Raw genomic sequence first — 22,515 nt, 5'->3', positions numbered from 1 at the left:
CAGGACGAGATGAACGATCGCACCTGCATCGTCACGCGCAAGCAAGCCGAGCCGGATGAGCTGATCCGTTTCGTCGTCGGCCCGGATTCGGCCGTCGTTCCTGACCTGAAGAGAAATCTGCCCGGCCGTGGTTGTTGGGTGAGCGCCGACCGCCTACATATCGACAAGGCGGCGGCGAAGAACCTGTTTGCCCGCGCCTTCAAGGCGCAGGTCGTCGTGCCGCCCGATCTCGGCGGCATGGTCGACGGACTGCTTGCACGATCCGCTTTGGGTATGCTTGGCCTTGCCCGCAAGGCTGGCTCGATCGCACTCGGCGCAACCAAGGTCGAGAGCGCGGTGCGCTCGGGGTTGGCGCTTTTCGTGCTCCACGCGAGCGAGGCATCCGACGATGGCGTGCGCAAGATCAGTCAGGCGCGGCGGGCAACTGTCCACCTCGGCGGGCCTGCAGTCCTTGCCTACAAACTTTTCTCCGAGGCCGAGTTGAGCTTGGCATTGGGGGGTACAAATGTGATACATGCTGCCGTTCTCGCGGGAGACGCGGGCAAGGCGGTTGAGAGGCGCATGGTTGCGCTCGACCGATATCGGGGCGGAACCCCCGACGATCTGGCAATGCTTGCGGCCGTTGCTGACGAAGATGATGCTGCAGAGGATATGGAATGAGCGATACGAAATCGGGCGACGATAAGACGTTGAGTGTTACACCGAAGAAGACCTTGACGCTGAAGCGCCCCGGTACCGAGCAGAGCGTCGTGCGACAGAATTTCTCGCATGGCCGCACCAAGCAGGTCCAGGTCGAGATCAAGAAGCGCAAATTCTCCATGCCCGGCGACAAGCCGGAGCCGGTGGCTGCACCCGTATTTACGCCCAAGCCCGCGGTAGTGGCAGCCCCCGTCGTGCAGGAAGCGCCCAAGGCGCCGCCTCCGCCCCCGGCCGAACGCGGCGGCATGGTGCTGAACGAACTGTCGCGCAATGAAATGGAAGCGCGCCGCAGGGCGCTCGAAGGCTCCAAGGTTCGCGACGTCGAGGACCGCCAACGCGCCATCGAAGAGGCCAAGCGCCGCAACGAGGATGAGGAACGCCGCAAGCGCGAGCGCGAGGAATCCGCGCGCCGTCAGGCCGAGGAAGAAGCCCGCCTGCAGACCGAGGCCGAGTCCCGCCGCCGCGCCGAGGAAGAAGCGCGCCGCCGCGCGCCGCAGGCTGCCGAGCTTGTGGCATCGGACGACGAGGAAGAGGTCAAGCCGAAGCGCACCGCCGCCGGCGCCCCGGTACGCCGTCCGGTTACGCCCGAAGTGGCGCGCCCGGCCAAGCCGACCAAGGCCGAGGAAGACCGTCGTCGCGGCAAGCTGACCCTCAACACGGCGCTTTCCGACGAGGACGCGCGCGCCCGCTCGCTGTCGTCGATGCGTCGCCGCCAGGAAAAATTCAAGCGCGCGATGCATAATGAGCCGCGCGAGAAGGTTATGCGCGAAGTGATCCTGCCTGAAACCATCACCATCCAGGAACTGGCGCAGCGCATGTCCGAGCGCGCTGTCGATGTGGTCAAGTACTTCATGAAGCAGGGCCAGATCCTGAAGCCGGGCGACATCATCGACGCCGACACGGCCGAGCTGGTCGCCACCGAATTCGGCCACACGGTCCGCCGCGTCGCCGAGTCCGACATCGAGGAAGGCCTGTTCAACATTGCCGACAATCCCGAGGACCTGGTGTCGCGGCCGCCTGTCGTCACCATCATGGGCCATGTCGACCACGGCAAGACCTCGCTGCTCGACGCCATCCGCAATGCCAATGTCGTCTCCGGCGAAGCCGGCGGCATCACCCAGCATATCGGCGCCTACCAGGTCGAGAAGAACGGTCAGAAGATCACCTTCATCGACACGCCCGGTCACGCCGCCTTCACGGCGATGCGCGCCCGCGGCGCTCAGGCGACCGACATCGCCATCCTGGTGGTGGCGGCCGACGACAGCGTCATGCCGCAGACCATCGAATCGATCAGCCATGCCAAGGCGGCCGGCGTTCCGATCATCGTGGCGATCAACAAGATCGACAAGCATGATGCCGATCCGCAGAAGGTGCGGTCGGAACTGCTGCGCCATGAGGTGTTCGTCGAATCGATGGGCGGTGAAGTGCTGGACGTCGAAGTGTCGGCGACCAAGGGCACCAACCTCGACAAGCTGCTCGAGGCGATCCTGCTGCAGGCCGAAATCCTCGACCTCAAGGCCAATCCGGACCGTACCGCCGAGGGCGTGGTCATCGAAGCCCAGCTCGACAAGGGCCGTGGCCCCGTCGCCACCGTACTGGTGCAGACCGGCACTTTGATGCCGGGCGACATCCTCGTCGCCGGCAACGAATGGGGCCGGGTGCGCGCGCTGGTCAACGACCGTGGCGAGCAGATCAAGGAGGCGCCGCCGGCAATGCCGGTCGAGGTGCTCGGCCTGCAAGGCACGCCGCAAGCCGGCGACCGCTTCGCTGTCGTCAACAACGAGGCCCGCGCCCGCGAGATCACCGAATATCGCCAGCGTCTGGCGCGCGAGAAGGCAGTGGCTCGCCATGCCGGCCAGCGCGGCTCGCTTGAACAGATGATGTCGCAGTTGCAGACGAGCGGGTTGAAGGAATTCCCGCTGGTCATCAAGGGCGACGTGCAGGGTTCGATCGAGGCGATCAACGCCGCTCTCGACAAGCTTGGCACCGACGAGGTGCGTGCGCGCATCGTTCATGCCGGCGCCGGCGCCATCACCGAAAGCGACGTGTCGCTGGCGGAGACCTCGGGGGCCGCGATCATCGGCTTCAACGTCCGTGCCAACGTGCAGGCACGTGCGGCCGCGGCGGCCGCGGGCATCGAAATCCGCTACTACTCGATCATCTACAACCTTGTCGATGATGTGAAGGCAGCACTTTCCGGCTTGCTGTCGCCGGAACGCCGCGAGACCTTCATCGGCAATGCCGAGATCCTCGAGATCTTCGACATCACCAAGGTCGGCAAGATCGCCGGCTGCCGTGTCACCGAAGGCAAGGTCGAGCGTGGAGCGGGCGTGCGCCTGATCCGCGACAACGTCGTCATCCATGAAGGCACGCTGAAGACCCTCAAGCGCTTCAAGGACGAAGTCGCGGAAGTTCCGGGCGGCCAGGAGTGCGGCATGGCCTTCCAGAACTACGAGGACATGCGCGTTGGCGACATCATCGAGTGCTTCCGCGTCGAGATGGTGACCCGGACGCTCTGAGTTCGTATACTGTCGATACGACCGGGCGGTGGTCGAAAGACCGCCGCCCTAACTTTAATGCCTGTCGCCCAAAAGTGCGGGATAAACGACATGCATAGAAACAAGTATGAGACATGCGGCACGGTCCCATCCCGCGCCTCACGCTTTCCGGATTGAGAAAAATGCCCCGTCCAACCGCCTCCAGCCCATCCCAGCGCATGCTTCGCGTCGCCGAACAGGTGCGCCATGCGCTGTCGGAAACCTTGCAGCGCGGCGAGATTATCGACCCGCTGATCGAGAACACCGTGGTTTCGGTCTCGGAAGTGCGCATGTCGACTGATCTGAGGGTCGCAACGGCCTTCGTTTCGCCGCTCGGCGCCAAGGACACGGGTGCGGTCATCGACGCGCTCAACAAGCATGCGAAGTTCGTCCGTGGCCGCGTCTCCGGCGCGCTCCGCCAGATGAAGTTCATGCCGGAGTTCCGCTTCAAGCTCGATACGTCCTTCGACAATTTCGCCAGGATCAACGATTTGCTGAAATCGCCCGAAGTCGCGCGAGACTTGGGTGCCGATGGCGAAGACAACGACAAGGACGAGAAATAGTGGGGCGCCGCGGCAAGAAGAAGGGACGGCCGATCTCCGGCTGGGTGGTGCTGGACAAGCCGGTTGGCATGGGTTCGACCGAAGCCGTCTCCAAGATCAAATGGCTTTTCCAGGCCGAAAAGGCCGGCCATGCCGGCACGCTCGACCCGCTGGCCTCTGGCATGCTGCCGATCGCGCTCGGCGAGGCAACCAAGACCGTGCCTTATGTGCAGGACGGCGCCAAAATCTACCGGTTCACCGTCGCCTGGGGCGAGGAGCGTTCGACCGACGATCTCGAAGGCCTGGTGACGCAAAGTTCCGACCGCCGTCCGGCGGAAAACGATGTCAGGGCGCTGCTGCCGAACTACACCGGCGTCATCATGCAGACACCGCCGCAATTCTCGGCCATCAAGATATCAGGCGAACGCGCCTACGATCTCGCCCGTGGGGGCGAGACAGTCGACATCCCCGCGCGCGAGATCGAGATCGGCCGTCTGGACATCGTCGAGCACGCTGCCGACCACACTTTGTTCGAGGTCGAATGCGGCAAGGGCACCTATGTGCGCTCGCTGGCCCGCGACATGGGCCGCGACCTCGGCTGCTTCGGTCATATCGCCGAATTGCGCCGGGTCGAGGTCGAGCCGTTCACCCAGGAGGATTTCGTCACCCTCGCCGAACTGGAAGTCGCCCGTTTCGGCGAACAGCGCGAAGCTGACGGAGAGGGCGACGCCGATGTTGCCGATGCGCCGATCGACTTCGGCGCCATCGATGCGCTGCTTGTCGACACGGCCGCCGCGCTCGACTGCCTGCCCCAGATCGCCATCAGCGACGAAGCGGCGACCAAGATCCGCCTTGGCAATCCCGTCATCATCCGCGGCCGCGACGCGCCCGTGGAAGCCGAGGAAGCCTGCGCCACCGCGCGCGGCAAGCTTGTCGCCATCGGCGCCATCGAGCAAGGCATGTTCAAGCCGAAGCGGGTGTTTGTCGGCTGACCACTCTCGTCTAGTCTTACGTCGACGTCACATCCGAGGGGCACATGGCAAAGGCTGAGGCGGTGAAGAAGCGGGCGCCGGTGACAACGCGCCGGCCGCCGGTTGGCGCCTCGCCCGGCACGCTGATCGCCGATCCGGCGGCGCGACGGTCCGAGCTGCGGCTGACGCTGATTTCGCCTGAAAAATTCAAGACCATCAACGATGCCAGCATCGACGATCTCAACACCCATTGCGACAACTGGCCGGTCGTCTGGCTGGACTGCACCGGTCTCGCCAACATCCAGCTGATCGAGGAGATCGGCCGGATCTTCAACCTGCATCCACTGGCTCTGGAAGATGTCGTCAACACCGGCCAGCGGCCGAAGGTCGACTTCTTCGAGGACCACGCCTTCGTCGTCATGCGCATGATCGACGACGTCAAGGTGCATCGCTATGAGCAGATCGCGGTGTTCTTCGGCAAGAAATTCGTCGTCACCTTCCAGGAGCGCGAAGGCGATCCGTTCGACCCCGTGCGCAAGCGCATCGCCGCAGCGTTGCCCAACCGCTTGCGGATGCGCGGCGCCGACTATCTGGCCTATGCGCTCATCGATTCCATCGTCGACAGCTATTTCCCGCCGATTGAGGCCGCTAGCGAGGAGGTCGATGGCATCGAGGACGAGATGCTCAACACGCCTCACAAGCATCAGATGCGCCAGCTGCACGAATTGCGGCGCGACGCCAATGTGCTCAAGGGCGTGCTGTGGCCGATGCGCGACGCGCTGGCGACGTTGATCCGCAACGACGTGCCCTATGTGAAGCCGGAGACGAAAATCTTCTTCAACGACACGCTCGACCACGCATTGCGGCTGATCGAGCTGGTCGAGAACCAGCGTGATATGCTGACCGGCTTGATCGAAATGCATTTGTCGCTGAGCCAGGCGCGCACGAACGATGTGATCTCTTATCTCACCATCGTCTCGGTGATTTTCATGCCGCTAACCTTCCTGGTCGGTATCTGGGGGATGAATTTCGATCCCGAGAGCTCGCCGTGGAACATGCCGGAACTGAAAGCCTACTATGGCTACCCGGCTTCGCTGCTGTTCATGCTGGCCGTTGCTGTCGGGCTGATCGTCTTCTTCAAAAGCAAAAAGTGGCTGTAAGCTTCAGGTGTCAGGGGGATCCTGGATTCCTGAGCAAAGGGCTGCGAGGAGCCGGCTTTATGAATGGGCTGGTGTTTTCCAGGGAATTGCCTTATATGCGCCGCAGCATCGCGCCATGTCGCTTTGCTTGCACCGGCCCCTGCTGGACGACATCCCGGCTGAGGGCGACCCGTTTCCTCAAACAGATAAGGAAAAACACGATGTCGATTACTGCCGAGCGCAAACAGGAATTGATGGGTGAATTCGCAACCGCCAAGGGCGATACCGGGTCTCCGGAAGTCCAGGTGGCCATCCTTTCCGAGCGCATCAAGAACCTGACCGACCACTTCAAGGACCACAAGAAGGATAACCATTCCCGCCGTGGTCTGCTCGCTCTCGTCTCCCAGCGCCGCAGCCTGCTTGATTATCTCAAGCGCAAGGATGACGCGCGCTATCAGACGTTGATCGAGAAGCTCGGTCTGCGCCGTTGACGAATTGACCGGCGGGCTTTCGAAGGAGAGCCCGCCGGTCGCGCATTCTGCCAGTCGCATCGATTGGCTAGACCCGGTTTCGAGCGCGCAGAGGCCACTCGAAACCGCCCATGGACGGTCATGGGGCAGGATTGCAGGACGCTCGTGCGCTAACCAGCGCCGAAATCTACCCGAGCTTCCCGTTGTCTTGCCCGTGGCTGCCCGAGAAAGGAAGCCAGGGAAAGGGCATCCGCGCACCGTGAAACGGCGCGGCCCTTTCCGCTTATTAAGGACAAGATATGTTCAACTACCACAAAGTGGAAATCGAATGGGGCGGCCGTCCGCTCATCCTGGAAACCGGCAAGATCGCACGTCAGGCTGACGGCGCGGTGCTTGCGACCTACGGCGAAACCAAGGTTCTCGCCACCGTCGTTTCGATGAAGGAGCCGAAGCCAGGCCTCGATTTCTTCCCGCTGACCGTCAACTACCAGGAAAAGACCTACGCCGCCGGCAAGATCCCCGGCGGCTACTTCAAGCGCGAGGGACGTCCGAGCGAAAAGGAAACGCTGGTTTCCCGCCTGATCGACCGCCCGATCCGCCCGCTCTTCGCCGACGGCTACAAGAACGACACCCAGATCGTCGTCACCGTCGTCCAGCATGACCTCGAGAACGATCCCGATATCCTGTCGATCGTCGCCACCTCGGCCGCTTTGACGCTGTCGGGCGTTCCCTTCATGGGCCCGATCGGCGGCGCCCGAGTCGGCTACATCAACGGCGAATACGTGCTCAACCCGCATGTCGATGAGATGCAGGAATCCAGGCTCGACCTCATTGTCGCCGGCACCGCCGACGCCGTGCTGATGGTCGAGTCCGAAGCCAAGGAACTCGGCGAAGAGCTGATGCTCGGCGCCGTCATGTTCGGCCACAGGGGCTTCCAGCCGGTGATCGACGCCATTATCAAGCTGGCCGAAGTTGCCGCCAAGGAGCCGCGCGATTTCACGGCGCCGGACTACTCCGCGCTTGAAGCCGAAATGCTGAAGATCGTCGGCGACGAGCTCAGCAATGCCTACAAGAACGTCGACAAGCAGAAGCGCTACGCTGCCGTCGACGCCGTCAAGGCGAAGGTCAAGGCTGCGTTTGCCCCGGCTGAAGGCGAAGACGCCAAGTACACCTCCGAGCAGATCGGTTCGGTGTTCAAGGAACTCCAGGCCAAGGTCGTGCGCTGGAACATCCTCGACACCGGTTCGCGCATCGATGGCCGTGACCTCAAGACTGTCCGCAAGATCGTCTCGGAAGTCGGCGTCCTGCCGCGCACGCACGGTTCGGCGCTGTTCACCCGCGGCGAGACCCAGGCGCTGGTCGTTGCCACGCTGGGCACCGGCGAGGACGAGCAGTATGTCGATTCGCTGACCGGTATGTACAAGGAGAAGTTCCTCCTTCACTACAACTTCCCTCCCTACTCCGTCGGCGAGACCGGCCGCATGGGTTCGCCGGGCCGCCGCGAAATCGGCCACGGCAAGCTCGCCTGGCGCGCCATCCGTCCGATGCTGCCGAGCGCGGACCAGTTCCCCTACACGCTGCGCGTCGTCTCGGAGATCACCGAGTCCAACGGTTCGTCGTCGATGGCCACCGTCTGCGGCACATCGCTGGCGCTGATGGATGCCGGCGTTCCGCTGGCCAAGCCGGTTGCTGGTATCGCGATGGGCCTGATCAAGGAAGGCGAGCGCTTCGCGGTTCTGTCCGACATCCTGGGTGACGAAGATCACCTCGGCGACATGGACTTCAAGGTTGCCGGTACCGAAGGCGGCATCACCTCGCTGCAGATGGACATCAAGATCGAGGGCATCACCGAGGAGATCATGAAGATCGCGCTGGACCAGGCCAAGGACGGCCGCCAGCATATCCTCAGCGAGATGGCGCATGCTCTGACCGGCGCCCGCCCCGAACTCGGTGAGTTCGCACCGCGCATCGAGGTTATGCACATCCCGACCGACAAGATCCGCGACGTGATCGGCTCCGGCGGCAAGGTTATCCGTGAGATCGTCGAGAAGACCGGCGCAAAGATCAACATCGAGGACGACGGCACGGTCAAGATCGCTTCGTCGAACGCCAAGGAGATCGAGGCGGCCAAGAAGTGGATCCATACCATCGTCGCCGAGCCGGAAGTCGGCGAAATCTACGAAGGCACGGTCGTCAAGACCGCCGACTTCGGCGCTTTCGTCAACTTCTTCGGTCCGCGTGACGGCCTCGTCCACATCTCGCAGCTTGCCAACGACCGGGTCGCCAAGACCTCGGACGTCGTCAAGGAAGGCGACAAGGTCTGGGTCAAGCTGATGGGCTTCGACGAGCGCGGCAAGGTCCGCCTGTCGATGAAGGTCGTCGACCAGGCCACCGGCAAGGAAATCGCCCGCGACAAGAAGGCCGAAGGCGAAGAAAACGCCGCCTGAGTGGTCAGACAATAGAGTTGAACGGGCGCGGCTTATGTCGCGCCCGTTTTCGTTTAATACCCGTCTACGACATGAGAATCGAAGAATGGCCGCTGAGCCGCTGAAGACACTGTTCCATCCCTTCGAGGCCGAGGGGCTCCCTCTGCCGCAAAAGGGCGAGCGTGTGTTGTTCCTGGGTGCGGAGCCCGGCTTCCGCTTGCCGGAAGGCTTCGAGGCAGAGCTCCATCTTGCGCAGGGTTTCCGGCCGCATCTCCGAGCGCTGGAGCGTGCCGGTCACAAGGTAACGCCCCGCGCGGAAGGCGATGCATTCGATGCAGCGCTCGTGCTTGCCGGCCGCCATCGTGGGCTAAACGAGATGCGTATTGCCGAGGCGATCGAACGCGTCACGCCGGGCGGTCTGATCATTGTCGCCGGCGGTAAGGACGAAGGCATCGCCAGCCTGCGCAAGCGCATCGACGAGCTTGTCCCCATCGAAGGGCATCTGCCGAAACATCACGGCATCGCCTTCTGGCTTCGCCGTCCGGCCGATCTGGCGCCTGCGGAAAAACTGCGCGTCGCCAATCCCGCCTTGGTCGTAGAGGACCGCTTCCGTACCGCGCCTGGCATGTTCTCCTTCGACCGGATCGACGCCGGCTCGAAACTTCTGGTCGACAACCTGCCCAAAGACCTGCGCGGCAACATTGCTGATTTCTGCGCCGGCTGGGGTTATGTCGCCGCCGAGGTCGCGGCACGTTCATCCGGTATAACGGGGCTCGACCTTTACGAAGCGGATTTCGACGCGCTTGAGGCGGCCAAGGGCAATATCGGCCAGACAGGCTTCGAGCCCGGCTTCTTCTGGACCGATCTGCTGAGCGAGCCGGTCGAGCGGCGCTATGATGCCATCGTCATGAACCCGCCCTTCCATCGCAGCCGGGCGGCCGAGCCGGAAATCGGCGCCGGCATGATCCAGGCGGCGGGCAAGGCGCTGAAGCCGGGCGGGCGGCTGTTCATGGTGGCGAACCGCCAGCTGCCCTATGAGCCGGTTCTGAAGGCCGTCTTCTCCAGCCATGCCGAGCTCGCCCGCGACGGCATGTTCAAGGTTTTCTCCGCGCGCCGATAGGACGGTGCCGATCACCTCAATGCATGCTGACGATGCGCGCCGGCTCGTGGACGGGAATGGTCGGTCTGATGTCGCCAGGCTTGATCTTGAGCGGCGCCGGCCTGCCGAACAGATAGCCTTGCACCATCTCGCAGCCGGCCGCCCGCAAGAGCGTCGCCTGGTTCTCGGTCTCGACGCCTTCGGCGATGATGCCGACGCCGAGCGCCCGCGACAGGCCGACGATGGTAGAGACGACGGCGCCCGAATTGGAATCGGTGTCGATGCGGCTGACGAACGAGCGGTCGATCTTCAGCTTGCCGAAGGCGAAGTCGATCAGGTAGCTGAGATTGGAATAGCCGGTGCCGAAATCGTCGACGGCCACCGAAATGCCCATGTCGGCAAGCTGCTGCAGGATGATGGCGGCGCGGTCGCGGTCCTGCATCATCGCCGTCTCGGTCACTTCGAGCTCCAGCCGCGACGGCTTGATGCCGGTGCTGGCCATCGTGTCGCGCACGATACCGACGAAATCCTTGGTCATGAACTGGACCGGCGAGATGTTGACGGCAACGAAGCAGTCCTCGGGCAAATGACGGGCATCGCTGCAGGCCTTGTTCAGCACCCAATTGCCGATCGGGTGGATCATGCCGGTCTCTTCGGCGATCGGAATGAATTCCATCGGCGGGATCATGCCGCGTTCCGGGTGCTTCCAGCGGATCAGCGCCTCGTAGCCGACGATACCGCCGGTCGGCAGGTCGAGCTGCGGCTGGTAGTGAAGGTCGAAATCGCCACGGACGAAGGCGATATGCAGTTCGGATTCGATCCAGTGGCGGTAGTCGGCGACCTGGCCCATGTCGGAATGGAAGACCGACCAGTTGCCCACGCCGCCGGCGCGGGCATTCTGCAGCGCCAGGTTGGAGCGGCGCAGGATGAGGACCGGATCGACGCCATCCTTTGGCATCGCCACGATGCCGACCGACAGGCCGACCGACTGCAGGTGAGAATCGAGCTGGTACGGCTTCAGCATCTCCTCGATCATGGTTTCGACGGTGCTTTCCATGGACCTTTGGAGTTGGTGTTCCCAGACAAGGATAGCGAACTCGCCGGCGCCGATGCGCCCCATCACCGCGCCTTCGGGCATGCAGGCCTTCAACCGCTTGGTGAAGCCGCGGATCAGTTCGTCGCCATGGCTGTAGCCGATGGCGTCGTTGATCTGCTTGAAGCGGTCGATGTCGATGTCGATGAGGAACACCGGCTCACCGGTCCTGATCGTCGCGGACGCCGCGTCGGCAATCCTGCCGACCATCGCCGGCCGCGCAAAAAGCCCGGTCAGCTTGTCAAAATGGGTTTCGTTGAAAACGTAGTCCACCGATTCATCGACGCCGGCGAAGAAGGACAAGGCAGCACCGGCGGCGGCCAGCGCGCATAGCGCCGACGCGATGCCGATCATGGTTTCCGCCTGCATGCCGGCAAAGCCGTCCCCGAAACCATGCCGGAGGCCCCAAAGCCCAAGGATGAAACTGCCAAGGCCCGAACTGGCGACGGTGAGCAGCCGGAACACAGGCGTTCGCTTGGGGTTGCTGACAGCAGGCATTGCTCAGTCCCTGTCGCATGATCCCGAAATCAACTCGACTTTCGGGAAATATCAAGCGCAAATTCATAAAGGCTAAAGCATCCTTTGCGCCCAGCAAGAACGCGCAGAGCCCAAGCCCATAGGACTTCTAGCGGATATCTCCTTAAAATGAGTTTCCGCCCATGCATCTAATTTTACTGGTGAATTAATCGCGTACGCTGTCGGTCTGCTTCAACTCGTCCAGGGTTGGCATCGACACGATGTGATAGCCGGAATCCACATAATGGATTTCGCCGGTGACGCCTGACGAGAGGTCGGACAAAAGATAGAGCGCCGAGCCGCCGACCTCGTCGATGGTCACCGTGCGGCGCAGCGGCGAGTTGCGCTGCTGGTAGGAGTACATGTGGCGGGCGTCCGAGATTCCGGCGCCGGCCAAAGTACGCACCGGTCCCGCCGATATGCCGTTCACCCGGATGCCGCGCGGGCCATAATCGTTGGCGAGATAGCGCACGCTGGCTTCCAGCCCGGCCTTGGCGACGCCCATGACGTTGTAGTTCGGCATGACGCGGACAGAGCCGGCATAGGTCAGCGTGATCATCGCGCCGCCTTCGCTCATCAGCGGGGCGGCATGGCGGGCGACCTCGGTGAAGGAGTAGCAGGAGATGACCATGGTGCGGACGAAATTATCGCGGCTGGTGTCGGCGTAGAGCCCCTTGAGCTCGTTTTTGTCGGAAAAGCCGATGGCGTGGACGACGAAGTCGAGCCCGCCCCATTCCTTGCCGAGCGTCTCGAAGGTGGCGGCGACCGATGCGCTGTCCTCGACGTCGCACGGCACCACCAGAGACGCCCCAAGCTTCTCGGCAAGCGGCTTGACGCGGCGCCCGAATGCGTCGCCCTGATAGGTGAAGGCAAGCTCCGCTCCGTGTTCGGACAATTTCCTGGCGATGCCCCAGGCGATCGAATGATCGTTGGCGACGCCCATGACAAGCCCGCGCTTGCCCTTCATCAGTCCGTCCATGGCCGGCAATCCCCCTACAAAAAAACGCTGGCCTTATGCGGAATAGCGCTGGAAAATCAGCGTTGCGTTGGTGCCACCGAAGCCGAACGAGTTGGACAAAACCGTGTCAATCCTGGCGTCGTCGATGCGCTTGCGCACGATCGGCATGCCCTCGAATTCGGGATCGAGGTTTTCGATATGGGCGCTCTCGCCGATGAAGCCGCCTTGCATCATCAGGATCGAGTAGATCGATTCCTGTACGCCGGCGGCACCAAGGGAATGGCCGGTCAGCGACTTGGTCGAGGTGATGAACGGCATCGTGTCGCCGAACACCTCTCGGATGGCGCCCATTTCCCGGGAATCGCCGACCGGCGTCGAGGTGCCGTGGGTGTTGATGTAGTCGACCGGCGCGGACACCGTCGCCAGAGCCTGGCGCATGCAGCGCACCGCGCCTTCGCCCGACGGCGCCACCATGTCGTAACCGTCCGACGTCGCGCCATAGCCGACGATCTCAGCGTAGATCTTGGCGCCGCGCGCCTTGGCGTGTTCGAGCTCCTCCAGGATGAGGACGCCCGCGCCGCCCGCGATGACGAAGCCATCGCGATTGGCGTCATACGCGCGGGAAGCTGTTGACGCCTTGTCGTTATACTTCGACGACATCGCCCCCATGGCATCGAACAGGTCCGACATCGTCCAGTCGAGGTCCTCATGGCCGCCGGCAAACATCACATCCTGCTTGCCCCACTGGATCAGTTCGTAGGCGTTGCCGATGCAATGCGCCGAGGTCGAGCAGGCCGACGAGATCGAATAGTTGACGCCGTGGATCTTGAACCAGGTGGCGAGCGTCGCCGACGCGGTCGACGACATCGCCTTCGGCACCGCGAACGGACCGATGCGCTTGGGGCTGTTGTTCTTGAGCGTGGTCTCGGCCGCCTCGACGATGGTGCGGGTCGAGGGGCCACCCGAGCCCATGACAATGCCGGTGCGCTCATTGGTGATGTCGCTTTCGCCAAGCCCGGCGTCGGCGATCGCCTGGTCCATCGCGACATGGTTCCAGGCCGCGCCCTGGCTCAGGAAGCGCATGGCGCGCCGGTCGATCATAGGGGTCGGGTCGAGCGTCGGCGCGCCCCAGACCTGGCAGCGGAAGCCGTGTTCGGCGAAGGAATCGGAGAAGCTGATGCCTGATTTGGCATCGTGGAGCGAGGATTGCACCTCGTTGGCGTTGTTGCCGATCGACGATACGATGCCGAGGCCTGTGACGACGACCCTTCTCATTCGCAACTCCTTCCAGCGGATGATCCCGAAACCCTAGTCGGTTTTCGCCGGCGATCATACGCAAAACCAAAATGCCGCAGCGTCGTTGCGCGTCCGGGAACGCCCTGCTGCAGTGGCGCCGGTCAGGCGGCCGATTGCTTGGACAGCCCCACTTTGAGGTCTGTCGCCGCGTATATGGGTTCGCCGTCGGCTTTAAGCCAGCCATCGGCGATGCCGAGAACCAGGCGTCCGCGCATGACGCGCTTGAAATCGATGCCGTATTCCACTTTCTTGACCGAAGGCGTCACCATCCCCTTGAACTTCACTTCGCCGGTCGACAGCGCCATGCCCTTGCCCGGCTCGCCGAGCCAGCCGAGGTAGAAACCCGTCAATTGCCACATGGCGTCGAGGCCCAGGCACCCCGGCATGATCGGATTGCCGATGAAATGGCAGGCGAAAAACCACAGGTCCGGCTTGATGTCGAATTCGGCGCGGATGAAGCCCTTGTCGTGGGCGCCGCCGGTCTCGCTGATCTCGGTGATGCGGTCGAACATCAGCATCGGCGGATAGGGCAGCTGGGCGTTGCCGGGCCCAAACAGCTCGCCGCGGGCGCAGGCAAGCAATTCCTCATAACCGTAGCTGGATTTCGAACCCGCCATATGTCTCGTCCCCATAATGTCCCGGGCGGTGGGGCGCCCTTGTCGTTGGTTTCCTAACACAATCCCTTTCGGTCCGGAAACCGGCGTTTGCGCTTAACCCGCCCGTCTGCCCGGGTCAATGCGCGCTCTCGCATCGGCCCGAAATCGATCTCGATTCCGGAAAGCACGATGCGACGCCAAAAAAGCGATAGAGCGCACTTAGTGCGTCCAACTGGACGCACGTCGCTCTATTGATCGTATTCCGCCAACAGAATATATGTCGGGAGGTATCCAGTTTCGGTTGATGACGTTTTTTCGCCACTCTGGGCGTGTCTTGAGGCAGAACTGTGGGCTTGGACGGATAGATGGATCTGGGCGGCCGGAAGGAAAATGTCGCTGTGGACAAGCGGGTTCGCGAAGCCGGCCTTAGGCCGACACGCCAACGCATTGCGCTGGCCGATCTGCTGTTTGCCAAGGGCGACCGCCACCTTTCGGCCGAGGAACTGCATGAAGAGGCGGTCGCCGCCGGCGTGCCGGTCTCGCTCGCCACCGTCTACAACGCGCTTCACCAGTTCACCCAGGCCGGCCTGCTGCGCATCCTGGCGGTCGAGGGGTCCAAGACCTATTTCGACACCAACACCTCCGATCACCATCATTTTTACATCGAAGGCGAAAACAGGATCTTCGATATAGAAAGCGGTCCGGTGACCGTCTCCAACCTGCCGGAGCCACCCGCAGGCATGGAGATCGCCAATGTCGACATCGTGGTGAGGCTGCGCCCGAAGCGCAGCGTTTAAGCCCCAACCCGTGAAACCTGTCGATTTTGCAATCCGGCTCGAATGGGTTGCGGTCGCGGTCGTGGCTATAGTCGCCTATGCCGCGTCAGGCGTTTCCTGGTGGCTGTTCGCCCTGCTTATTCTGGCGCCCGACCTGTCGATGCTGGGCTATCTCGCCGGGGCACGGATCGGCGCTGTCGCTTACAACGCGTTGCACATCCTGATCGTCCCGCTGTTGCTGGCCCTCGCCGGATATGTTCTGGCCAATTCGACGGCGACCGCGATTGGTCTGATCTGGATCATCCACATCGCCGTCGACCGCGCGCTCGGCTACGGTCTCAAACTGTCGACCGGTTTTCAGGACACCCATCTCGGCCGTATCGGCCGTTAGGCCTCCAGCAATCTCAATTCTTGACGTGCTCGCCGGGATAGGCGCCCCACACCTGCGACTGGGCGATCCAGCCGGTGTGGCCGTCGAAGGTCATTTCGCACCACTGGCCATCGCAGGTTTTGATCGTGCCCGTAACGCCCGGCTCGATGATGGCGATGACGCTGGCGTCCTTATCGGCATCGTCGAGCAGATTGATTCGGCCACCTTTGGTGCGTTGCCAAGGGGCGACGATCGCGGTCCGGCGGCCGGACAGCAGCGACTGGTTGATCCAACCCTCCGAGCCATCGGCATCGCGCACCCGCCGCCAGGTATCGAATTCCTGGATGATTTCCATCGGCAGGCCGGCCTTTGTGTACATCCAGTCGACGGAATAGTTGGCGCCGGGGCCAACGCGCGAGTTGACGCGAGCCGATTTCAGGCTGACGAAACGCGGCAGCGGCAGGCCGCTCGGCCCGAGCGTGACCGTCTGCACAGGTGCGGCGGCACCTTGCGCCGCGGCTTGCGGGGAATGCAGGAGAGCGCCGAGAAGCGCTGCGCTGAGGATCAGGCGAAGCGACGCGAAACCAGACACTTTCATTCCTTTCGGCGCGTGCCCTTTGGTCCGGGCGCCCCTTTTTCTTTGTCTTCGGCGGCACCGCTTGTTACAGGAGTGGCAGGCACCGCGACCGGTATTCAGTTTCGCCTGTCTTGGTTAAAGAGGTCTCAACGAGATCGGGTTCGAGGAAACAATGGCAGGCAAAAAACGGCCTCTCGTCGTCATCACGCGCAAGCTGCCCGATCCGGTCGAGACCCGCATGCGCGAACTCTTCGACGCCAGGCTGAATGTCGAGGACCGCCCGATGACGCAGCCGGAGCTGGTCGCGGCGATCAAGGAAGCCGATGTGCTGGTGCCGACCATCACCGACCAGATCGATGCGGCGCTGATTGCCCAGGCCGGCGACAATCTCAAGCTGATCGCCAATTTCGGAAATGGCGTCGACAAGATCGATGTGGCGGCGGCGGCCAGGAAAGGCATTACCGTCACCAACACGCCGAACGTGCTGACCGAGGATACGGCCGACATGACCATGGCGCTGATGCTGGCCGGCCCGCGGCGGCTGGCCGAAGGCGCCAATGTGCTCACCAGCGACAAGAAATGGGCCGGTTGGTCGCCGACCTGGATGCTCGGCCGGCGCATCTGGGGCAAGCGCCTCGGCATTGTCGGCATGGGCCGCATCGGCACCGCTGTTGCCAGGCGCGCCAAGGCTTTCGGCCTGTCGATCCACTACCATAACCGCCATCGCGTGCTGCCGGCGGTCGAGGAAGGGCTTGAGGCGACCTACTGGGAAAGCCTCGACCAGATGCTTGCCCGCATGGACATCATCTCGGTCAATTGCCCGTCGACGCCGGCGACCTTTCATCTGCTTTCGGCGCGGCGCCTGGCTCTGCTTCAGCCCACCGCCTATGTGGTCAACACCGCGCGTGGCGACATCATCGACGAGGAAGCGCTGGTCAAGCTGATCCAGGACGGCAAGATCGCCGGCGCCGGCCTCGACGTCTACGAGCACGAACCGGCGCTGAACTCGAAACTGCTGAAGCTTGCCGCGAAGAACAAGGTCGTGCTTTTGCCGCATATGGGTTCGGCGACGATCGAGGGCCGCATCGACATGGGCGAGAAGGTGATCATCAACATCCGCGCCTTCTTCGACGGCCACCGGCCGCCGGACCGCGTGCTGCCGCTACGGACTTGAAGCGGGCCGCGTTCAGGATGCGGTTGTGAGGGCGCCATCCGCCGCGACACTCACACGCTTGCCGCGATAGGCCTCAAAATCGTCGCGCTCGAGCCTGAGCGCTACCGGCGTCGGCCAGCCCATTTCCCTGGCCACGATCAAGCCAAGCAGCAGGATCGCGTCCGGCTCGTGCAGCACGAGTGCCGTCGGCGCATGGCCATTGTGGACGAGTTCCATCAGCACGGCTGACGCTGAGGACGAGCCGATCGTGCCGGGCAGGAACAGCACACGCCCGGAAATGGTCTCGCCATGATGCGGGTGACGGACATCGGCGATGCGGCCGCTCTTCGGATCGACGCCACCCCAGAAGCTGATTGGCGCGGTCAGCACCAAGGCCAGTCCTTCGCCTCCGCTGCCCGGCACCAGTATGTCGGCTGCAGCATTCATGCGGCGATGTCCGTAAACCTGGGCTTACCGGCAACCGCGCTTTCCACGCAGTCGGCCAGCGAGCCGTAAAGCACGGCGTAACCGGTATTGCCCGGCGCGTAGTGCGCGAATTTTCCCGAATTGGTCATCAGCACGCCGCCGGCCAGATCCGGCAGGATCGGCGTCACCACCACGCAGGTGTCGGCGACGATGATGACGCCGCTGGCTTCGAGCATCTTGCGCTTGCCGTTCTGCTCCAGCCTGGTGAGCACGTGGCGGCCGGTGCAGGCGTAAATCGGCACGCTGAGCCGCCGCCCGCCAATCAGCCGCTCAAGTGCATCGAATTCGGCCAAAGACAGATGCGGACTGCCGATCGCCACGGCATCGATGGCGGTCTGCGTGGCTGCGGTGGACAGGCCGGCGCGGGCCTTCATGGCCATCTCCGGCGTTACGCGGATCATCGTTTCCGGCCTGCCGCCCACCAGGATGGTCTCGGCGTCGGGCGCCTCGGGCGTCACGCCGGCAATGTGGAACAGGCCGACGGCGCCCGACGATGCCGCAGCCGCGCCGAAGGCCTTCAGCGCATCCTCGCCGGGATGGCTGAATATGCCGGTGACGACGCCGATCGCATTGCCGACCTCACGGCCGTAGAGGTTGCCCAGCACCGGCCAGGCGATCTCGGAGCCAAGGAACGAGGCGGATAGGCCGGACACATCGAACAACAGCCGTGCCTGCCGGTTCTCGGGGCGATGCAGGCCGTAATCCGGCGCGCGGCCCGATATGGCGCAGGCGATGTCGAGGAAGTCGCCATAGCGGTTGGTGCGTGCCCCCAGAACCGAATTGCAGAACACCACCGCGTTGGATTCACCCCAGGCGACATCGCTGCCAAGCGCCGGCCTGTGGCCGGCCTGATAGGGCGCGCAGGTCCAGCTCTGCTCGCAGCCCAGTTTGCGGTAGGCCTCCATCATTCGTCGCGCCATGCCGCGCGCCGGCTCTTCGAGGCGCACGCGCGAGCAGCCCATCAGGTCGAGCGCGCCGACATTGAGCGTCGAGCGCACCGCGACCCTGGCGCCGCTATCGACCAGCCTTTCGGCAAACAGCGTGCCGGAATCGCCGTGATAGAGCGCGCCGTCTATATGCGTCGAGGCGATCGGGATAAGTCGCGGCGCGCCGAGCAGCGCAGCGCTTTCGGCAACGATGCGCATCGCCATCGCCGCCCCGTCATGGCCGGAGGCGACTGTCTGCTCCTGTGAGCTGAGTGCAAGGCTCACGCCAACTCCTTGCGCAAGGTGATCGAGGTCGGCCGGTCATAGCCGTCATGCGCGGTGCGTTCAGTCTCGCGAAAGCCGAGACCGGCAAAGGTTGCATGATTTACGGTCAGTTCGATTCGCGTCTGCAGTTCGATGGCCGGTTTGTTCCGGCTGCGGGCGAGAAATTCGACAGCCTGCATCAGCCGCCTGCCGATGCCTTGCCCTTGAAGCTCAGGTTCGACGGCGAGCTTGCCGATGTAGAAATCATCGGCTCTCTCCAGCGCGAAAACGCAGCCGGCGATCCTGTCATCCTGCAGGGCCAGCAACACGGTCTCTCGGCCAGCCTTGTCCCTGAGGTTTCCGGCGTTCAGCAGATGTGCCGAGGAGGGCGGGTCGATGACGCCGTCCATCGGTGCAAAGGCGCGCATGATCAGGCTGAGCAGTTCGTCCCAGCGCTCGAAATCGGAGGCAAGCTGCGTAACAAGGACGCTGGTGGACCGATCCATAAGCTCAGTTTCTCTTGTAACGGATCGTGTCGAAGCGCGCCGACAGTGCATCGTAGAGCAGCAGCCGGCCGACCAGTGGTTCGCCGATACCGGTGATCAGCTTGATGGCTTCCATTGCCTGCAAGGTGCCGATGACGCCGGTCAGCGCACCGACGACCCCGGCCACCGCGCAGGACGGCACCAGTCCTTCCGGCGGCGCTTCAGGAAAGAGGTCGCGATATCCAGGGTTCGGTCTGCCGTCGGCGCCGGTCCCGAACGGCATCAACACCGTCACCGAGCCGTCGAAGCGGCCGACGGCGGCATGCACGAGCGGCCGCTTTTCCGCCGCGCAGGCATCCGCCACCACATAGCGCGTCTCGAAATTGTCGGAGCCGTCGACGACCACGTCGTAGCGCGCGACGAGAACGGCAGCATTGTCGGCCGTCAGCCTGAAATCGTGCAATTCCACCGCGACATGGGGATTGATCCGGGCGATCGCTGCTTTGGCGCTCTCGGTCTTCGCCGCGCCGACAGTATCGGTGGCGTGGATCACTTGCCGCTGCAGATTGGACAGCGAGACAATGTCGTCATCAACGATGCCAAGTGTGCCGACGCCCGCGGCAGCGAGATATTCCAGCACCGGTGCGCCGAGGCCGCCGGCGCCGATCACCAGCACCCGTGCGCGCTTCAGCCGCTGCTGGCCGGCGCCGCCGATCTCGGGCAGCACGATGTGGCGGGCATAGCGTTCGAGTTCGTCGTCGGTGAGGGCGGCAGGGGTCATTGCCCGACCATATAGCGGAGCAAAAACCTTGTCAGGTCTCTTCGGTTGGCCCAACCGTGCCGTGGTCGACGGTGAGGAACTGCGCGCGTCCCCTCAGGCTGGAAAACAGCGCGGCGTCGGTTCCGGTCATGAAGGCCTGGCAGTTCAGCTCCTCCAGGATCGAGAACAGCGCGGCGCGCCGGCCGGCATCGAGATGCGCGGCAATCTCGTCGAGCAACAGGATCGGCGTCATCGCCGACATCTCGCCGGTCAGCCTTGCGTGCGACAACACGATGCCGACCAGCAGCGCCTTCTGCTCTCCGGTCGAGCAGAGTTCGGCCGGCATCGCCTTGGGGCGGTGGCGCACCAGTAGATCCGAACGGTGCGGGCCGTCGAGCGTGCGTCCGGCGGCGCGGTCGCGCTCGCGGCCGTCGGCAAGGGCGTCGCGATAGCGTTGCTCGACATCCACAGCGGGTGCTGAGGCGACATGGCTTTCAAGGTCGCCGAAGAGGCTGATGTCGGCTTGCGGAAACGGCCCGCTGGACGGCAACCTGTCGATCATGGCGGCCAGCAGGCGCACCAGCTCGGCGCGCGCCGCGGCAATCGCCACGCCGGTTTCGACCATTTGCATCTCGATGGCGTCGAACCATGCGCCGTCTCGCGAACCTTCCGTAAGCAATCGGTTACGTCCGCGCATCGCCTTCTCATAGTCGAGCGCGCGCTGGCCGTGGCCGGGATCGATCGCAAGCACCAGCCTGTCGAGAAAGCGCCGCCGGTCCGCGGCAGGCCCCGGGAACAGGCCGTCCATGGCCGGCGTCAGCCAGACCACGCGCAGCCATTCCAGCATGGCGTCGGCCGACCGTGCCGGCGCGCCATTGATGCGCACCTTGCGACCGCCCTCGCCGGCCGCTTCACCCCCGGTGATGCCGGTGCCGATCTCGACCTGCCCCTCCGGCCCGTCGAGCCTTGCGTGCAGCGCAAAGCCGCCATCGCCGCCTTCGCGGGCCACGTCGACATAGGGCGCCCGGCGCAGGCCGCGGCCAGGCGTCAGCAGCGAGATGGCTTCCAGGAGATTGGTCTTGCCGGCGCCATTGTCGCCGGAAAACACCACCGCGCCGGGTGAAAAGCCGATCGACAACGCCGCATAATTGCGGAAATTCGTAAGTGTGAGCTTACTTATGTGATTTTGTTCCGGCAACCGCTATCCGCCTATAGAAGTCGCCGCAATCACTATGCTGCAGTGTGCCGCAGTGCGGCTACACCCGCATCGGCATCAGCACGTAGAGCGCGGTCTCATCGGCCATGTCGTGGATCAGCGTCGGCGAGCCGGCATCGGCCAGCATGAACTTGGCTTCCGTGCCGGTGAGTTGAGCAGCGACGTCGAGCAGATATTTGGCGTTGAAGCCAATCTCGATCGGGTCGGACGAATAGTCGGCCGCCAGTTCCTCGGTGGCGCTGCCCGAATCCGGATTGTTGACGGCAAGCGTCACCTGGCCTTCGGTGATCGAAAGCTTCACCGCGCGGCCGCGCTCGGAGGAAATGGTCGAGACGCGATCGACGGCGGCGGCGAAGCTCTGGCGGTCGATGATCAGCTTCTTGTCGTTGCCGGTCGGAATGACGCGCTGGTAGTCCGGGAAAGTGCCGTCGATCAGCTTCGAGGTCAGAACCACGCTGCCGATGGTGAAGCGGATCTTGGTGTCGGACAATTCGGTGGTCACCGCGACATCGGGATCGTCGACCAGCTTCTGCAATTCGCTGACCGTCTTGCGCGGAATGATGATGCCCGGCATGCCTTCGGACCCGGCCGGAGCGTCGATCTCGGCGCGCGCCAGGCGGTGACCGTCGGTCGCCACCGAACGCAGCTTCAGCTTGCCGCCAGTTTCATGCGTGTGCAGGTAGATGCCGTTGAGATAGTAGCGCGTCTCTTCGGTGGAGATGGCGAACTGGGTCTTTTCGATCAGGCCTCTCAGGGCGACGGAATCGAGCCGGAAGATGTGTGAGAAGGACCCCGCCGAAAGCTCCGGGAAATCGGACTGCGGCAGGCACTGCAGGCGAAAGCTCGAGCGGCCCGACGTCACCGTCATGGCGTTGCCGTCCTCATCGGTCTTCAGCATCACTTCGGCGCCGTCGGCCAGCTTGCGCACGATGTCGTAGAGGAGGTGCGCCGGAACCGTCGTCGCCCCGCCGCGCTCGACCTTTGCCGGCGTCGCTTCGGTCACTTCGAGGTCGAGGTCGGTGGCTTTCATTTCAAGGCTGGCGCCCTCGGCGCTGAGCAGCACGTTCGACAGGATCGGTATGGTATTGCGCCGCTCGACCACGCGATGAACGTGGTTGAGCGACTTCAGGAGATTGGACCGTTCCAGGATAACACGCATG

The 22,515-nt window shown here is 63.5% G+C and carries 22 protein-coding genes; 11 read left to right on the top strand and 11 right to left on the bottom strand.

The genetic code is table 11. The features are described from left to right. The first annotated feature begins 9 nt into the window (after positions 1-9). From NKI32_RS10200 to NKI32_RS10165, 8 genes are all read left to right on the top strand, one after another. Positions 10-660 (top strand): RNA-binding protein, encoded by a 651-nt coding sequence (locus NKI32_RS10200; protein WP_023755160.1) that lies wholly within the window; start codon positions 10-12, stop codon positions 658-660. Beyond that, entirely contained in the window at positions 657-3,218 is a 2,562-nt protein-coding gene (gene infB, locus NKI32_RS10195; RefSeq protein ID WP_023755159.1) for a translation initiation factor IF-2, read from the top strand. The genes NKI32_RS10200 and infB overlap by 4 nt, the downstream gene beginning before the upstream one ends. Before the next feature lie 161 nt (positions 3,219-3,379). Then, positions 3,380-3,799, top strand: a complete 420-nt coding sequence (rbfA, locus tag NKI32_RS10190; RefSeq protein WP_023669558.1) for a 30S ribosome-binding factor RbfA — start codon at positions 3,380-3,382, stop codon at positions 3,797-3,799. Next, positions 3,799-4,770 (top strand): tRNA pseudouridine(55) synthase TruB, encoded by a 972-nt coding sequence (truB, locus tag NKI32_RS10185; RefSeq protein WP_023826820.1) that lies wholly within the window; start codon positions 3,799-3,801, stop codon positions 4,768-4,770. The genes rbfA and truB overlap by 1 nt, the downstream gene beginning before the upstream one ends. 44 nt (positions 4,771-4,814) lie before the next feature. Further along, positions 4,815-5,909, top strand: coding sequence for a magnesium/cobalt transporter CorA (gene corA, locus NKI32_RS10180; RefSeq protein WP_023682006.1), 1,095 nt, complete (start codon positions 4,815-4,817; stop codon positions 5,907-5,909). A 95-nt stretch (positions 5,910-6,004) separates the two neighbouring features. Next, a complete protein-coding gene (gene rpsO / locus NKI32_RS10175) occupies positions 6,005-6,379 on the top strand; it encodes a 30S ribosomal protein S15 (RefSeq protein ID WP_280790898.1) in 375 nt (124 codons plus the stop codon). Positions 6,380-6,657: 278 nt separating this feature from the next. After that, positions 6,658-8,805 carry a polyribonucleotide nucleotidyltransferase gene (pnp, locus tag NKI32_RS10170; RefSeq protein WP_023682005.1) on the top strand — a complete coding sequence of 716 codons (2,148 nt, stop codon included), beginning with the start codon at positions 6,658-6,660 and terminating at the stop codon, positions 8,803-8,805. Positions 8,806-8,890: 85 nt separating this feature from the next. Then, the gene (locus NKI32_RS10165) at positions 8,891-9,904 is read left to right on the top strand and encodes a class I SAM-dependent methyltransferase (RefSeq protein WP_353002565.1); all 1,014 of its coding nucleotides are present in this window, start codon (positions 8,891-8,893) and stop codon (positions 9,902-9,904) included. Between the two features lie 16 nt (positions 9,905-9,920). On the opposite strand, the gene NKI32_RS10160 is transcribed toward NKI32_RS10165, so the two are convergent. The 4 genes from NKI32_RS10160 to fabA all read right to left on the bottom strand — a co-directional run bounded on the left by NKI32_RS10160 (position 9,921) and on the right by fabA (position 14,363). Next, positions 9,921-11,474: a putative bifunctional diguanylate cyclase/phosphodiesterase gene (locus NKI32_RS10160; protein ID WP_352510971.1), complete on the bottom strand. Its 1,554-nt coding sequence runs from the start codon at positions 11,472-11,474 to the stop codon at positions 9,921-9,923. Between the two features lie 184 nt (positions 11,475-11,658). Then, positions 11,659-12,471, bottom strand: coding sequence for an enoyl-ACP reductase FabI (fabI, locus tag NKI32_RS10155; protein WP_023669564.1), 813 nt, complete (start codon positions 12,469-12,471; stop codon positions 11,659-11,661). Positions 12,472-12,504: 33 nt separating this feature from the next. Next, complete coding sequence (gene fabB / locus NKI32_RS10150) at positions 12,505-13,725, bottom strand: beta-ketoacyl-ACP synthase I (protein WP_023669565.1); 1,221 nt, start codon at positions 13,723-13,725, stop codon at positions 12,505-12,507. A 122-nt stretch (positions 13,726-13,847) separates the two neighbouring features. Then, a complete protein-coding gene (gene fabA, locus NKI32_RS10145; protein WP_023669566.1) occupies positions 13,848-14,363 on the bottom strand; it encodes a 3-hydroxyacyl-[acyl-carrier-protein] dehydratase FabA in 516 nt (171 codons plus the stop codon). A gap of 344 nt (positions 14,364-14,707) precedes the next feature. On the opposite strand from fabA, the gene irrA reads away from it, so the two are divergent. Together irrA and NKI32_RS10135 are read left to right on the top strand one after the other, a co-directional pair. Next, entirely contained in the window at positions 14,708-15,139 is a 432-nt protein-coding gene (irrA, locus tag NKI32_RS10140; protein WP_031193300.1) for an iron response transcriptional regulator IrrA, read from the top strand. Between the two features lie 10 nt (positions 15,140-15,149). Then, on the top strand, positions 15,150-15,509 hold the full coding sequence (locus tag NKI32_RS10135; RefSeq protein WP_023669568.1) for a DUF4260 domain-containing protein: 360 nt from the start codon (positions 15,150-15,152) through the stop codon (positions 15,507-15,509). A gap of 13 nt (positions 15,510-15,522) precedes the next feature. Here the strand turns inward: NKI32_RS10135 and NKI32_RS10130 are convergent, their stop codons facing one another. After that, entirely contained in the window at positions 15,523-16,080 is a 558-nt protein-coding gene (locus NKI32_RS10130; RefSeq protein ID WP_023669569.1) for an SH3 domain-containing protein, read from the bottom strand. Between the two features lie 157 nt (positions 16,081-16,237). Between NKI32_RS10130 and NKI32_RS10125 the strand changes: the two genes are divergently transcribed. Next, entirely contained in the window at positions 16,238-17,239 is a 1,002-nt protein-coding gene (locus NKI32_RS10125) for a 2-hydroxyacid dehydrogenase (RefSeq protein ID WP_023669570.1), read from the top strand. Between the two features lie 12 nt (positions 17,240-17,251). Here the strand turns inward: NKI32_RS10125 and NKI32_RS10120 are convergent, their stop codons facing one another. The 6 genes from NKI32_RS10120 to dnaN are packed head-to-tail and all read right to left on the bottom strand — an operon-like array spanning position 17,252 to position 22,514. Further along, positions 17,252-17,665 (bottom strand): aconitase X swivel domain-containing protein, encoded by a 414-nt coding sequence (locus NKI32_RS10120; RefSeq protein WP_023669571.1) that lies wholly within the window; start codon positions 17,663-17,665, stop codon positions 17,252-17,254. Continuing rightward, entirely contained in the window at positions 17,662-18,915 is a 1,254-nt protein-coding gene (locus tag NKI32_RS10115) for an aconitase X (RefSeq protein ID WP_023669572.1), read from the bottom strand. The genes NKI32_RS10120 and NKI32_RS10115 overlap by 4 nt, the downstream gene beginning before the upstream one ends. Then, positions 18,912-19,400: a GNAT family N-acetyltransferase gene (locus tag NKI32_RS10110; protein ID WP_023669573.1), complete on the bottom strand. Its 489-nt coding sequence runs from the start codon at positions 19,398-19,400 to the stop codon at positions 18,912-18,914. Before NKI32_RS10110 ends, NKI32_RS10115 begins: the two co-directional genes overlap by 4 nt. A gap of 4 nt (positions 19,401-19,404) precedes the next feature. Continuing rightward, the gene (locus NKI32_RS10105) at positions 19,405-20,160 is read right to left on the bottom strand and encodes a molybdopterin-synthase adenylyltransferase MoeB (RefSeq protein WP_023711433.1); all 756 of its coding nucleotides are present in this window, start codon (positions 20,158-20,160) and stop codon (positions 19,405-19,407) included. 31 nt (positions 20,161-20,191) lie between these two features. Further along, complete coding sequence (gene recF / locus NKI32_RS10100; RefSeq protein WP_023669574.1) at positions 20,192-21,337, bottom strand: DNA replication/repair protein RecF; 1,146 nt, start codon at positions 21,335-21,337, stop codon at positions 20,192-20,194. A gap of 58 nt (positions 21,338-21,395) precedes the next feature. After that, positions 21,396-22,514, bottom strand: a complete 1,119-nt coding sequence (gene dnaN, locus NKI32_RS10095; protein ID WP_023669575.1) for a DNA polymerase III subunit beta — start codon at positions 22,512-22,514, stop codon at positions 21,396-21,398. Position 22,515: the final 1 nt, after the last annotated feature.

This window comes from Mesorhizobium sp. M0761 (assembly GCF_040320205.1).
In the GTDB taxonomy this organism is placed as follows: Bacteria; Pseudomonadota; Alphaproteobacteria; order Rhizobiales; family Rhizobiaceae; genus Mesorhizobium.
Note: the sequence above shows the minus strand (reverse complement) of the source record. Positions and strands in the feature narration are given on the sequence as shown.

Excerpts from the sequence above, each read along its gene's own strand:
- fabI (WP_023669564.1), bottom strand. The coding sequence starts at position 12,471 with ATGGACGGACTGATGAAGGGCAAGCGCGGGCTTGTCATGGGCGTCGCC.
- NKI32_RS10160 (WP_352510971.1), bottom strand. The coding sequence starts at position 11,474 with ATGCCTGCTGTCAGCAACCCCAAGCGAACGCCTGTGTTCCGGCTGCTC.
- dnaN (WP_023669575.1), bottom strand. The coding sequence starts at position 22,514 with ATGCGTGTTATCCTGGAACGGTCCAATCTCCTGAAGTCGCTCAACCAC.
- NKI32_RS10110 (WP_023669573.1), bottom strand. The coding sequence starts at position 19,400 with ATGGATCGGTCCACCAGCGTCCTTGTTACGCAGCTTGCCTCCGATTTC.
- irrA (WP_031193300.1), top strand. The coding sequence starts at position 14,708 with ATGGATCTGGGCGGCCGGAAGGAAAATGTCGCTGTGGACAAGCGGGTT.
- infB (WP_023755159.1), top strand. The coding sequence starts at position 657 with ATGAGCGATACGAAATCGGGCGACGATAAGACGTTGAGTGTTACACCG.
- NKI32_RS10105 (WP_023711433.1), bottom strand. The coding sequence starts at position 20,160 with ATGACCCCTGCCGCCCTCACCGACGACGAACTCGAACGCTATGCCCGC.
- rbfA (WP_023669558.1), top strand. The coding sequence starts at position 3,380 with ATGCCCCGTCCAACCGCCTCCAGCCCATCCCAGCGCATGCTTCGCGTC.
- corA (WP_023682006.1), top strand. The coding sequence starts at position 4,815 with ATGGCAAAGGCTGAGGCGGTGAAGAAGCGGGCGCCGGTGACAACGCGC.
- NKI32_RS10165 (WP_353002565.1), top strand. The coding sequence starts at position 8,891 with ATGGCCGCTGAGCCGCTGAAGACACTGTTCCATCCCTTCGAGGCCGAG.
- pnp (WP_023682005.1), top strand. The coding sequence starts at position 6,658 with ATGTTCAACTACCACAAAGTGGAAATCGAATGGGGCGGCCGTCCGCTC.
- NKI32_RS10125 (WP_023669570.1), top strand. The coding sequence starts at position 16,238 with ATGGCAGGCAAAAAACGGCCTCTCGTCGTCATCACGCGCAAGCTGCCC.
- NKI32_RS10200 (WP_023755160.1), top strand. The coding sequence starts at position 10 with ATGAACGATCGCACCTGCATCGTCACGCGCAAGCAAGCCGAGCCGGAT.
- fabA (WP_023669566.1), bottom strand. The coding sequence starts at position 14,363 with ATGGCGGGTTCGAAATCCAGCTACGGTTATGAGGAATTGCTTGCCTGC.
- rpsO (WP_280790898.1), top strand. The coding sequence starts at position 6,005 with ATGCGCCGCAGCATCGCGCCATGTCGCTTTGCTTGCACCGGCCCCTGC.
- NKI32_RS10120 (WP_023669571.1), bottom strand. The coding sequence starts at position 17,665 with ATGAATGCTGCAGCCGACATACTGGTGCCGGGCAGCGGAGGCGAAGGA.
- fabB (WP_023669565.1), bottom strand. The coding sequence starts at position 13,725 with ATGAGAAGGGTCGTCGTCACAGGCCTCGGCATCGTATCGTCGATCGGC.